Source organism: Phragmitibacter flavus, assembly GCF_005780165.1.
Lineage (GTDB): Bacteria > Verrucomicrobiota > Verrucomicrobiia > Verrucomicrobiales > Verrucomicrobiaceae > Phragmitibacter > Phragmitibacter flavus.
Genome location: NZ_VAUV01000008.1, coordinates 35,222 through 47,504 on the forward strand (window position 1 = coordinate 35,222; position 12,283 = coordinate 47,504).

A 12,283-nucleotide genomic window follows, 5' to 3' on the forward strand; every position below is an offset into this window, starting at 1 on the left:
ATAACTCGGCGCACTTGAATACCCGACACTGATTTCGCCACGTCGTTCGGCCACGTCGCTGATCTCCCCTTCATCTGCGTGAGGGCGGGTTTCGCTATTCGCCCCAAACCGCTTTGGTTCGTCAAAATGGACGGCGGCATAGGCCTTGTTCTGCAAGTCAATCTTCGATGTCGGCAAGTCCATGAACAGTCGGCCAAATTTTCCGTGGATTAGTTATTCTAATTCAGAAAAATGTAGTGTTTTCCATAATTAGCCTTAGTCAGAATGCTCATCTGAACTGCATCCTCACGCAGCACTGCCAAAAAAGCCCCCCCATTACCTTGAGCGACCCAGAGTCCGAAGATCCCAAGCGATGTCTCAGCGAATCCCCACCGTCATCTAACCAGCAAAATCAAAAGCATATCAATGCATCAAACCCCATGAAAATTACACAAACCCTCGCTGCTTTCACCCTTTTGGCGATTGCATCAGTTGCAACCGTTCAGGCCCAAAATCTGGTCACCAATGGAAGCATGTCGCACCCCAGCTACCCCCTTCCTCCCGACCCGCCAAACAGTCACAATGGCATCATGCCCACCGGCTGGTCATCGGCATTTGGCAGCACGGATCTATTTCATATCGGAACCAACTTCCAAAACGGTGGGAGTGCGTTCTCCACCTTCGTGAGCAGTTCAGATGGCGGAACCTTCGTCAGCGGTCTCACTTTTCCCGGTAGTCTTGGTGAAGGTATCCAACAAACGATCAATGGATTGACGATTGGCCAACAATATCTACTGACCTTCGAACAAACGGTGAGCCGCCGATTTGCCTCTGAGGACGCCTGGTGGGAGGTCAGCTTCGGGTCTGAAACCTTCATTTCGGACATTATGACCACCCCTGCTCCAGGCGTTGCTCTCCCTTGGGTCAACCAATCCATGTTGTTCACGCCGACCGCCAGCAGCCAGGCGCTCATCTTCCTACCAAGAGGCACCACCGGTCAAAACACGTGGACTGTCCTTGATGGAGTAAGCCTCGTCGCTGTTCCCGAGCCGACCAGCGCACTCTTCGTTGGATTGAGCGGCATGATCCTGCTCTTTCGACGCCGCCGCTAGTTCCGACACATCTGGAGAGGGCCTTTTCTTTTCCTTCAACGAGGATAAATAAAAGGCGGTCTGCGTCGAAAACACCCTGGCCGACAAGGCGTCAGCGAGTGCCAAAGCTCGCTGGTTCTCGACCAACATTGAGTTCCAGCAATCGTGGATTCATCGATATTGACCCTCCACAGGATTGCCTGGAACAGGACAATACCGCGCTTCCAGATTGCATTTTCTATCTTCCCTTGGTCCGGCGGATGACTCACTCTGTCGATTTTTGACCAATTTGTCAGAACTGATCGCGATGAATCGTTGCAGGTGCAAAGCCAACCATGCCCCTCGATCATCAAACGGTTCTCAGACAACTTTTTGCCGCGCGGCAGCGATTGAAGGCGGCGGCATGGTTCATCGCCTGGGATGTGTCGTTCGAGCATGAAGGAGTGCTGCTCTCTTGGGCAAAGATCTCCACATCTCATCGTCTCTCATTTTTTTGACCTCCGCACGCACCCATGAAATTTCTCGCCGCTCTTCTCCTCACGCTCACCTTTCTTCTCACCCACGCCGGTTGGGCTGCCGAAGAATCTCCCGCAGACACCAAACTCCGCACCGACATCCCACTCGGCGGCAACTTGAAGCCCAACCCCAAGGTGCCGACCTTTGTCGTGGTTGGCCACGGCGCACGCATCCTCGTATCCAAAGACGACGGCAAGACCTGGCAGCAAACCTTCTTCTCCGCGCCAGGAGCGGATCATGGCCCGTGGGCCACTAAAACGGTGACCTATGATGATGGCGTCTTTTTCGTCGCCGCCGGCTGGGGTGGACCCACCATTTACCTTGCCTCGAATGACGCCATCAAGTGGCAGCACCTCACCCATGGCAATGCGAAACTGCCGGAGTCGAAAGGCGATCCACGGGTAATGCCCGGCACCTGGGGACTCGCGGCGGGAAAGGGCGCATTGGTGGCGGCTGGCTACATGACTATGACGACCACCGCCAACCTTGGCGAGACCTTTGACACGTTCTCCATGTGGGGAGCCTTCAAGGACGATACGCGCGGCTTCAAGCTGGTCACGCACCACGTCGATCCCGTGTTTGTCAGCGAGGCCAGCGGACGTTTTCTCGCGCTCGGCACCAATCGCGGCAAAGACGGACCAAAGTTCGGCCACCTCTTCTCCAGCGACGATCTTGGCAAAACATGGCAATGGCTCGCACCAAAAGGTCTCGACGCCTCCACCGGTCGCGGCACCCTCCTTTGCAATGGCCATCTGCTGGTGATGACCGATGCCGACTCCGCCAACACCTGGACCAGCAGCGATGGCGGTGAGACCTGGGACGGTCCGCATCCCACCGGCACAAAACGGGCGGTGCTCAGCGTCGTGCGCGGCGACTTCTGGCTCTGTGGCAAACCTTCCCGCTCAAGCTCCGACGGCAAAACGTGGACCGATCTCCCCGCCGCCGTCTCGCCCGGTCAAGTCATCGCCAGCGACACCGGCACCCTCATCAGCATCGCCCCACAACGCTTCAACATCCTTCGCAGCACCGATGGCGGCAAAAGCTGGAATGAAGTCCACACCTATACCCCACCCGACATCAAGGGCGGCGCCCAGGGCCTGCGCGATGGTGCCTTCGGCCTTGTGTCACCCTGATCAAGAACGTCTCAACGGATGAAAATCATCGCCCTCACCTTCCTCTTTGCCGCGTCCATCTCCGCCGCATCGCCGCCCCATCTCGATCCTAATGTTTCTGTCTTTCTACAAAACTACTGCATCGACTGCCACGGATCGAAGAAACCCAAAGGCGATTTTCGTGTCGATGAACTCAAAATATCCGCCACCACCGCCGATGCCGAAAACTGGCAACTCGTGCTCGACAACCTCCACCTTGCCGAGATGCCGCCAGAAGACGAAACCCAACCCCTGCCCGCTGAAGTCGAAGCCGTCACCACATGGATCCAATCCGAGCTCGCGCGAGCGGCCATCGCCCTCAAAGGCACCGGCGGCGAAGTCGTGCTGCGCCGATTGAACCGCGTGGAATACCAAAACACCATCGCCGATCTGTTCGATGTGCATGGTGACTTCACCGCCGGATTTCCCGAAGACATGCTCGACCACGGATTCGACAACAACGGCTCCGCACTCATGCTTTCCGCCGTCCAAATGCAGGAATACATGAAGGCAGCCGACTTCATTCTCGCCCGCGCCATCGCCCCGGCCAAGCGACCCGCCACAGCCAGCAAAACCTTCACCCTTCACGACTTCAACCGACTCTCCATCGACAACGCGAAGAGGGACCTCACCAATCGTCTGGCGAAGTTCGATCAACTCACTCCTGCCGAGCAAAAACGCACCCTTGAGGCGCAGGAAAAAGCAAAAGATGACCCCGCCCACGGCTATCGATTCCCCGTGCGCGACAACGGCACCCTGCGCCCCCCGCAGCCCGGCGACGGCCTCCATCTCGACGCCGTCCTCACCGTCCAACAATACTTCAGCGGCGAACCCCAAACCAACCGCTTCTTCCAAGTGCGTCAGCCCGGCTGGTATCAGGTGAAAGCCGTCGCCTACGCGTTAAAAAACGACGGCAAACCCACGCGCCTAAAATTTAAGGCAGGCAGACCCGCTTCAGGCGTCCTTCCAAAAGCCCAAAGCATCTTCACCTTCACCAACGAACAACCCCGCGAAGTCGAAACCCGCTTCTACCTTGAACCCGGCGACCGCGTCGAGTTCACTCTCATGGACGGCGCCCCCCACAGCCAGAATCGCACCATGATCGACCAGCCCGGCCCTTTCATCGCGATCCGCGCCTTCAGCATCGAAGGACCCATCTACGAAACCTGGCCCCCGCACGGCCATCGCACTCTGTTTGGCGACATCGATCCCTCCAATCCCACTCCCGAAAAAGTCGCCGCCATCGTCGCCCACCTTGCACCGAAGCTCTTTCGTCGTCCCGTCGAGTCCGCCGCCATCGACAAATACCGAGTGCTTTTCGAGGCGTTCGCGCAAACCATGACCCCCGATGAAGCCCTGCGAAGCACCCTCGCCACCATGATGGTCTCACCGCGATTCCTCTACCACGAAGAACCACCCAACCGACTCGACGCCCACGCCATCGCCTCACGCCTGTCCTATTTCCTGTGGCGCTCCACTCCCGATGAAACTCTTCTGGCCGCCGCCGCCGACGGCAGTCTCCTCGACCCAGCCAAACGCCGCGCCCAAGCCCAACGCATGATCGCCGATGCCCGCTCCGAGCGATTCCTCAAAGACTTCACCGGTCAGTGGCTGCGAGTCCGCGAAGTCGGGATCATGCGCGCCGATGCCAATCTCTATCCCGAATACGATCTCGAACTCGAAGCCGCCATGCGCCTCGAAACCGAACAATTCATTGCCGAAATGTTCCGCCGCGACCTGCCGCTCCACCAGCTCATCGACTCCGACTGGACCATGCTCAACGAACGCCTCGCGCGCCACTACGGCATCCCCGACGTGGTCGGTCCCGACGTCCGTCGTGTGAGCCTCGACAAAACCAAAACCGTCCGTGGCGGCCTGCTCACCCACGCCAGCATCCACGCCCTTACCTCGAACGGCAGCACCACCTCGCCCGTCGCACGTGGCGTCTGGCTGTTGGAAAAGTTCCTCGGCACCCCCTCTCCCCCACCACCCCCCGACGTCCCGGCCATCGAGCCCGACATTCGCGGTGCCACCACCATCAAAGACCAGCTCTCCAAACATCGCGACATCGCCACCTGCGCCTCCTGCCACAAAAAAATCGACCCGCTCGGCTTCGCGATGGAGAACTTCGATGTCATCGGCAACTGGCGTGACAACTACCGCGCCCTCAGCGACTCCAATGCCGGGCGACGCGCCAAACTCATCGACGGCCCACCCGTTCACAGCGCCGACGAATGGTTGGGCACGGGCAAATTTTCCAGCTTCCAGGAATTCCGCGAACTCGTCAAAAAACGCGAAGACCTCGTCGCCCAAAACCTCACCCACCAGCTCGCCACCTTCGCGCTCGGTCAACGCCCCGGCTTTGCCGACCGCGAACCGCTCCATGCTATCGCCAACAAGTCGCGCCAGAGCCAAAGCGGCATGCGCACCCTCGTCCTCGACCTCATCACCAGCCCCGTTTTCACCGAACCCTGACCATCCACCCCGACCGCTCATGAATCCACCTCTTGCCCTCTCCACGCGCCGTCACTTCCTCCGTGGCGTCGGCATCTCGCTCGGTCTTCCCTGGTTGGAATCGATGGGCGGCATCCTGCACGCCGCCGACGTTGACAAAGAACCACGCCGACTCCTCCTCATCTGCCTGCCCCTCGGCATCTATCGCGACGCCATCCTCCCCAAACAAACTGGCCCCGGCTATCAGCCCACCGAATATCTTTCCACGCTCGCCGACTTCCGCGACCAGTTCACCGTGATCTCTGGACTCGACCATCCCGGTGTCAGCGGAGGTCACGCCGCCCAGCCCCGCATCTTCACCGGTCAGCCCTCCACTGAACGCAACCGACGCTCGCTCGACCAACACGTCGCCGCCACCCTTGGCCAGCACACGCGCTTCGACACCCTCACGCTGAGCGCCGGAGCCAACGACTTCAGCTGGACCGACAGCGGCAGCATGGTTCCGGCTGAGAAAAGCGTCGCCGATGCCTACGCCAAACTGTTCGCCGAAGCAGGCGGCACCAACCAGGCCAAAGTGCTGCGAGAAATCGCACGTGGCAAAAGCATCCTCGACTTCGTGCTCGACGAAGCCCACGACCTCCAACCCCGCCTCTCCAAACGGGACCAGGAGAAGCTGGAAGAATATTTCGAATCCGTCCGCGCCACCGAGAAACGCCTCGTCAAATCCGAGGAATGGATGCACACCCCCAAACCCAAGGTCGCCGGCAAAGCCCCCGAACCCTTCGCGCCGGATGAACTCGTCACCAACATGCGCAACGTCTGCGACCTCACCTACCTCGCCTTCAAGACCGACTCCACCCGCGTCATCACCTTCGGCTACTTCCGCCAGGACACCGTCGCAGTTCCCGGAGTTAATGTCGGCTATCACAACCTCTCCCACCACGGCCAGGACGAAGGAAACATCGCCCAGCTCAAGCGCGTCGAGCGCGCCTTCTTCGACGAACTCAAAGCCCTCCTTTCCAATCTCAAAAACGCCAAAGAAGGCAACTCCAACCTGCTCGACCGCACCACCATCCTGATCACCTCCAACCTCGGCAACGGTTCCAGTCACAGCAACAAAGACCTCCCCGTCATCCTCGCCGGCGGTCGCTACCAACACGGCCAGCACCTCGCCATCCAGCCCGGCACCGTGCCGCTCAGCAACCTCTACCTCAGCGTCCTCCATCAGCTTGGTCTCAATGACAAAACCTTCGGCACCAGCACCGGCACCCTCACCGGACTCAAACTCATCTGATCAATAAACTCTTACACCAAAAACCACAACAACCCGCAGAACACCAGCGACAGCACCGAAATGCTTGTCCCAACCCAGAACCACGTCTGCAGCGTCTGTTTCTCGGTCATGCAAAAATAACGACCCACCACCCAAAACCCACTGTCGTTCACGTGCGAAAACCCCGTCGCTCCCGCCGCAATCGCCACCACGATCAACGCCGTCTGGCCGGTCGAAATTTCCGTTAACGCCAAGATCGGCCCCATCAACGCCGCCGATGCCACCATCGCCACGGTCGCCGATCCCTGCGCCACGCGAATGATCGTGCTGAACAACCACGCCATGAACAATGGTGCCGCCCCCAAACTCACCAACGTCTCCGCCAGCGCCTCCCCCACCCGCGTTTCAATCAACATCTGCTTAAAAACCCCGCCCGCACCCGTGATCAAAATGATCACCCCTGCCGGACTCAACGACTTCGTCGCAATGTCCATCAAATCATCCCGACCGACCCCGCGCATCGTCCCCAACACATACATCGCCACCATCGCGCACACCAACAGCGCCACCACCGGATGCCCTAAAAATGAAACGGTCTGCTGCCACCAGGGTGCCACCGCCAACAGCTCCGCCTTTGCTGCCGTCAGCTCCGCACGCTCCATTCCCGCTGGCAAAGATCCCGCCACCGACTGCTCCACCAACGCTCCCGCAAAGATCATCACCACTGGCAACAACAACACACACGCGATCAATCCAAAAGGCGGCAACTGGCCCTTCTCCTCACCCGCCACCAATGGCGGAGGCGCCACATAAACCCGCTTGGCGAGCCACACCGAAAACAACGGCCCCGTCAGCACCGCCACCGGCAACCCAACGAGCAGCCCATACAAAATCGCCTGCGAAAGCGGCACATTTAGCGCATACGCCACCCAAGTCGGACCTGGAGTCGGAGGCACAAAGGCATGCGTCACCGCCAACCCCGCCCCCAGCGGCAATCCATAATACAGCAGCGACTTCCCGCTCCTGCGCGCGAGCGTGTAAACGATCGGCGCCAAGATCACAATCGCCACATCCAGAAACACCGGGATTGAAATCAAGAACCCCGTCAACATCATCGCCCAGGTCGCCCGCTTCTCCCCAAACCGCGCCAGCAACCCGTTCGCCAAACTCTGCGCCCCACCACTGTGCTCAATGAACGCCCCAAAAATCGACCCCAACCCAATGATCAACGCAATAAACCCAATCTCCTTGCCCGCCCCACGCACCATCGCCTCTCCCACTTCCGTGATCCCCATCGTCCCCGATGCCACCCCCACAAACACACTCGCCAGCAACAGCGCCACAAACGCCTGCACCCGCAGCTTCATCACCAACAGCAAGATCAGTAAAACCGCCGCCACCAACACCCCCACCAGCCGCATCTGCGACACCTCGATCAACGCCATCAATGGAAAATTCAACATGTCCGCCACTCTGGGCAATCCCGCTCAAAAGCACAACTGCGAAATGATTGCCCCTCAAAGAATGCCACTCCCCAACCACGTCATTCTAGGTGCAACCGCGCAGCAAAAAGAGAATCAGCAACACCGGAATCGGAATTCCGATCAACCACAAAAAGATCCACCCAATTTTGCCGCTCTCCAGCTTCCGACGTAGGTTTTGAACGTGCGTTTTCATAATGTTGAAATCGTTCTCCATCATCTGTTCGGTCGGACCTTCCGACCCACCTTCACCCGACTTTTCCGATCCCCATCCTTGAGCCGCCGTTGCAGGAGCACAAACACCGCCGCCTCATCCGGCTTCAGCTGACGCAAGTGCGGCATCTTCGGCGAGATGCGCTGCTGAATCATCTCCGTCGTCGCCCCTTCCAGATACGAATTCAAAATCTCTGGATGCACATAACATTTCCGACAGACCGTTGGCGTATTGCCCAACATCTTGGCCACTGCCTCAATCGCCGCCACAATGTTTTTTCGCGCCTCATTCTGCGAGGTCACCTGCTCAAATTCCTTCAACGCCATCGCCGCCAACACCGTCCCCGACCAAGTGCGAAAGTCCTTCGCCGTAAAATCAGCTCCAGCAATCTCACGCAGATAGGCATTCACATCCTGCGAGCCTATGTCCCGCATCGCCCCATTCTCATCCACATATCCAAACAACTCCTGGCCCGGCAAATCCTGACACCGCTTCACCATCTTCGCCATTTGTTTGTCCTCCAGCCCAATCTCATGACGTTTGCCACTCTTGCCACGAAATGAAAACGACACGCGCATCCCCTTCACCTTCACGTGCTTCTTCCGCATCGTCGTCAATCCATAAGAGCCATTCTTCTTCGCATACTCATCATTGCCCACCCTGATCAAGGTCACCTCCAACAACCGAACGACTGTTGCCAGGACCTTTAAACGCGGCGCATTGTCCTTCCTTAAATCCCGCTTCACCCGCCGCCGAATCTTCGGCAACGCCCGCGCAAACGCCAGCATGTGCTGAAACTTCGCCTCGTCACGACGGGACCGCCAATCGGGATGATAGCGATATTGTTTCCTCCCCCGCGCGTCCCTGCCCGTCGCCTGAATATGCCCATTCGCCACCGGCGAAATCCACACATCCTTCCACGCTGGCGGAATCACCAGACCTCTGATCCGCCCCAGCGTCTCCGCGTCCTTCACCACTTTCCCCTTCGCATCCACATACCGGAACTTTCCAACCTCCCCCAACCGACTTATCCCCGGGCGCTCATCATTTATATATCTCAACCCCGCCGCCCGCGCTTCTTCAGCGACATCCTTGCCCACCTCAGACCTGGACGTCGTGGTTGACATACAAACCCTTCTCCTCACTCACACCGAGCGTGCCATTCCCGCGTGATACCCTTCGCCAACCTCCTCAATCAATTTCGCGTTGAACGCCTTCAAATCGTCCGGCTTGCGACTCGTCACCAGTCCCTCATCCACCACCACCTCCTCATCCACCCATACCCCGCCCGCGTTTCGAATGTCTGATTGAATCGCTGGCCATGAGGTCATCCTTCGCCCTTCGACCAAACCCGCTTCGATCAACACCCACGGCCCATGACAAATTGCCGCAATGGGTTTCCCCTCTTCCGCGAACTCCCGCACAAAATCGATGGCGTCTTGATCCGCCCTCAAAGTATCTGGATTCACCAAACCACCCGGAATCACCAGCGCATCAAAGTCATCCGCCGAAGCCTCGCTCAGCGCCAGATCCACCTCAAATTCGTCACCCTTGTCCAAATGATTCATGCCCTGAATACGCCCCGTTTTCAGCGACACAATGCTCACCTCTGCCCCTTCATTTCTCAAAGCTTCCAACGGCGAAGTCAGTTCGATCTGCTCAAATCCGTCTGCCGCGAGAATGGCCACCCTTTTGTTCTTCAACGATGTGTTCATAAAGGCGGATCGAACCAGCAAGTCATTCCGGATGGACTCCTATGCCAGACTCAGGGTCAACCCCTCCAGATAACTCCGCGCCCTCGTCGCCCTCTCCAGGACCACCTCAACCGGTTCATTCGCCCCACCCGACAGTTCCAAAATCAGCGAACCCGCAAAATGATACTTGTCCAATTCCCCCACCAGCCACGGCCAGTCAATCAGCCCTTCGCCCGGCGGCAAATGCGCGTCCGTATCGCGCCGATTGTCATTCACATGCAGCATCTTCAAATGCCCGGAAAGCGTGTGAATCGTCGTGCCCAATTCCCCCGCCAGATTCGCGTGCCCCGTGTCCAGACAAGCCCCCACATTGCACTCACGGATCTCACCCAGCAGATACATCATGTCGCTCACATGCCCAAACAACAGATGCGGCAGCATGTTCTCCAAAAGTAACTCAATCCCCAAATCACAACACACCCGCGCCACCCGATCCAGCGACACCGCCGCATGTTTCATGTGCTCAAGAAACTCATGCGAAGGCGGCCGCCCTGACCGCTCCGGCCCCGGATGCAACACCACATGTCGCACCCCCAGCACCGCCGCCGCCCGACACGCCGTCAACAACTCCTGCACCGCCGCCTCCCTCACTCCCGAGTCGAACGAAGTGATATCAATGTGATCCGCAAACGGCGCATGAAACGAAAACGGCAGCATGTCCAATTCGCGAATTTTCATCGCCGCCCGCTCCACCTCATCCTCCCGGTGATAATCCAGATGTTTCGGAAACGAACAGATCTCAATCACCCGAAATCCGCTGTTCCTGATCTGCTCCAGCACGTCCACAAAACCGCGCTGATAAAAACATCCTGTCGACAAACCAATCGGCCACGTTTTCATAAACATTGATCCTTTAGAAGTTGCTCTCTCAATGGATCCAGGCACGCACCCGCATCCTCAGGTTTTCCGCAAAACCCTTTTTCAAAAGTGGAAACACAATTAAAATCCACCAACCGATCCACCCCGGTCGCATACAATCCGGCAAACGCCCGCACATAAAAATCCGCCCGCGTCCCCGCCTCATAATCCGCCCATCCCAACGGCCAGCCATACGCGGAATTCTCAAAGATCGAACGGATATACCCCGCCACATGACGCGGATGCCAGCCCTGCGCCATCAAGGTGCGCGTCACCAGTTGCATTCCCGCAGGCTTCAACAACCGGTCATTAGGATCCTCCAGCACCCTCCGCACACACGGCGGCAACATTGCCATCGGAAGCTGCCCATAAGTCTGCGACCACCTCTCCGGCGGATCATGCCGCGTCGAATAAAAATGCTCATGAAAACGCCTCAACCGCGAAGCCAGATAGTCATCCAGCAAACGCCTCGTGCCCTCGCTCTGTTCCGGAATGCGCACACAAGCCCGGCGCGCCAGCTCATGCACGCTGTCCTCCACCTTCCTCACCTCCAGGGCACCCCGATAATCCATCTCGTGCAACGGAATCGCCCGCAACGCCGGCGAGTTCCCCTCCAGCCCCAGATGCTTTTCCATGCCGCTCAACCCCGGCTTCAGGTAATTCGTAAATGGCATCCTCACCATGCGCGTGTGCAGCGGATCACCGTATTCCGAAATGTCGATCGAGATCATCTCCCTCGCCCCCGTCGCCCCCGGCCCCACATGCACCGCCGTGATTTCCACCGGCACCGCGCAAACCTTCGAAGCCGCTACCTTCACCTCCTGCGCCACATGCTCCAGCAACAGCCCCAGTCCACCAAAAGCCTCCTGCATCGCCAGATCAATCCTGCTCTGAAACATCGCCGGCACCCGCAGCTGACACAACTCCGCCAGCTCCGGCGCAGGTCCCAATTTTCGGATCGATTCCGCCACCTCCCCCTCCCGCCGCACACGCCACACAAAATGATGCCCCTGACCCGTGATCACATGCAATGGACGAATCCCCCACTTCAACAACAACGCCTCAATCACCCGCACCACCGGCTCCTGCAGTTCAAACGCCCACAACGGATCCCGATAAGCCTCCAACGGCGAATCAAAATTCACATACTCCAAATCGAGATGCAGCAACAGCGACTCCTCATCCGCCAGCGACCTCGACACATCCGTCTGCTGATCCAACAACCGGTTCAATTCCGTCGGCAAATGCAACGCCCGCGGATCAAAGGACTGCCCGTCCGCTTTCGTGATGTAGATCGCACTCGCCTTCTCAAGCGAGTCGCCTCCCAAAAATTCCATCAACCGTTCTCGCACGGCAGCATCAGCATAAAAATGGTCCATCAAATTATTCGGGAGATCATGGTTGCATTCGGTGTCATTCCATCATCGGCGGCATCCCCAGTAATTCGCTTCAGCCAAACTTCATGGTTGTGCGTCGCCGCCATTTGCCTCCGAACCGATTCAAGGTAGGTTG

The 12,283-nt window shown here is 58.2% G+C and carries 10 protein-coding genes; 4 read left to right on the forward strand and 6 right to left on the reverse strand.

Annotated features, from left to right (window positions below; all coding sequences use genetic code 11):
- Positions 1-419 precede the first annotated feature (419 nt).
- The 4 genes from FEM03_RS11570 (at position 420) to FEM03_RS11585 (ending at position 6,485) form a co-directional block, all read left to right on the forward strand.
- Positions 420-1,091 carry a PEP-CTERM sorting domain-containing protein gene (locus tag FEM03_RS11570; RefSeq protein ID WP_138086428.1) on the forward strand — a complete coding sequence of 224 codons (672 nt, stop codon included), beginning with the start codon at positions 420-422 and terminating at the stop codon, positions 1,089-1,091.
- Positions 1,092-1,582: 491 nt separating this feature from the next.
- Entirely contained in the window at positions 1,583-2,719 is a 1,137-nt protein-coding gene (locus FEM03_RS11575) for a sialidase family protein (protein ID WP_138086429.1), read from the forward strand.
- Between the two features lie 18 nt (positions 2,720-2,737).
- On the forward strand, positions 2,738-5,212 hold the full coding sequence (locus tag FEM03_RS11580; RefSeq protein WP_138086430.1) for a DUF1592 domain-containing protein: 2,475 nt from the start codon (positions 2,738-2,740) through the stop codon (positions 5,210-5,212).
- A 19-nt stretch (positions 5,213-5,231) separates the two neighbouring features.
- Complete coding sequence (locus FEM03_RS11585; RefSeq protein ID WP_166442801.1) at positions 5,232-6,485, forward strand: DUF1552 domain-containing protein; 1,254 nt, start codon at positions 5,232-5,234, stop codon at positions 6,483-6,485.
- Between the two features lie 11 nt (positions 6,486-6,496).
- On the opposite strand, the gene FEM03_RS11590 is transcribed toward FEM03_RS11585, so the two are convergent.
- The 6 genes from FEM03_RS11590 to FEM03_RS11610 form a co-directional block, all read right to left on the reverse strand.
- Entirely contained in the window at positions 6,497-7,927 is a 1,431-nt protein-coding gene (locus FEM03_RS11590) for a GntP family permease (protein WP_138086432.1), read from the reverse strand.
- An 85-nt stretch (positions 7,928-8,012) separates the two neighbouring features.
- A complete protein-coding gene (locus FEM03_RS25580) occupies positions 8,013-8,141 on the reverse strand; it encodes a hypothetical protein (protein ID WP_276609654.1) in 129 nt (42 codons plus the stop codon).
- A 20-nt stretch (positions 8,142-8,161) separates the two neighbouring features.
- Entirely contained in the window at positions 8,162-9,286 is a 1,125-nt protein-coding gene (locus FEM03_RS11595; RefSeq protein ID WP_138086433.1) for a DNA topoisomerase IB, read from the reverse strand.
- 18 nt (positions 9,287-9,304) lie between these two features.
- On the reverse strand, positions 9,305-9,874 hold the full coding sequence (locus FEM03_RS11600; protein WP_138086434.1) for a type 1 glutamine amidotransferase domain-containing protein: 570 nt from the start codon (positions 9,872-9,874) through the stop codon (positions 9,305-9,307).
- A 39-nt stretch (positions 9,875-9,913) separates the two neighbouring features.
- Entirely contained in the window at positions 9,914-10,753 is an 840-nt protein-coding gene (locus tag FEM03_RS11605; protein ID WP_166442802.1) for a sugar phosphate isomerase/epimerase family protein, read from the reverse strand.
- On the reverse strand, positions 10,750-12,150 hold the full coding sequence (locus tag FEM03_RS11610) for a hypothetical protein (protein ID WP_138086436.1): 1,401 nt from the start codon (positions 12,148-12,150) through the stop codon (positions 10,750-10,752). The genes FEM03_RS11605 and FEM03_RS11610 overlap by 4 nt, the downstream gene beginning before the upstream one ends.
- Between the last annotated feature and the right edge of the window lie 133 nt (positions 12,151-12,283).

Bases quoted from the DNA above. Each gene is read 5' to 3' on its own strand.
- FEM03_RS11570 (WP_138086428.1), top strand. From the start codon at position 420: ATGAAAATTACACAAACCCTCGCTGCTTTCACCCTTTTGGCGATTGCA.
- FEM03_RS11610 (WP_138086436.1), bottom strand. From the start codon at position 12,150: ATGGACCATTTTTATGCTGATGCTGCCGTGCGAGAACGGTTGATGGAA.
- FEM03_RS11575 (WP_138086429.1), top strand. From the start codon at position 1,583: ATGAAATTTCTCGCCGCTCTTCTCCTCACGCTCACCTTTCTTCTCACC.
- FEM03_RS11585 (WP_166442801.1), top strand. From the start codon at position 5,232: ATGAATCCACCTCTTGCCCTCTCCACGCGCCGTCACTTCCTCCGTGGC.
- FEM03_RS11600 (WP_138086434.1), bottom strand. From the start codon at position 9,874: ATGAACACATCGTTGAAGAACAAAAGGGTGGCCATTCTCGCGGCAGAC.
- FEM03_RS11605 (WP_166442802.1), bottom strand. From the start codon at position 10,753: ATGAAAACGTGGCCGATTGGTTTGTCGACAGGATGTTTTTATCAGCGC.
- FEM03_RS11595 (WP_138086433.1), bottom strand. From the start codon at position 9,286: ATGTCAACCACGACGTCCAGGTCTGAGGTGGGCAAGGATGTCGCTGAA.
- FEM03_RS11590 (WP_138086432.1), bottom strand. From the start codon at position 7,927: ATGTTGAATTTTCCATTGATGGCGTTGATCGAGGTGTCGCAGATGCGG.
- FEM03_RS25580 (WP_276609654.1), bottom strand. From the start codon at position 8,141: ATGAAAACGCACGTTCAAAACCTACGTCGGAAGCTGGAGAGCGGCAAA.
- FEM03_RS11580 (WP_138086430.1), top strand. From the start codon at position 2,738: ATGAAAATCATCGCCCTCACCTTCCTCTTTGCCGCGTCCATCTCCGCC.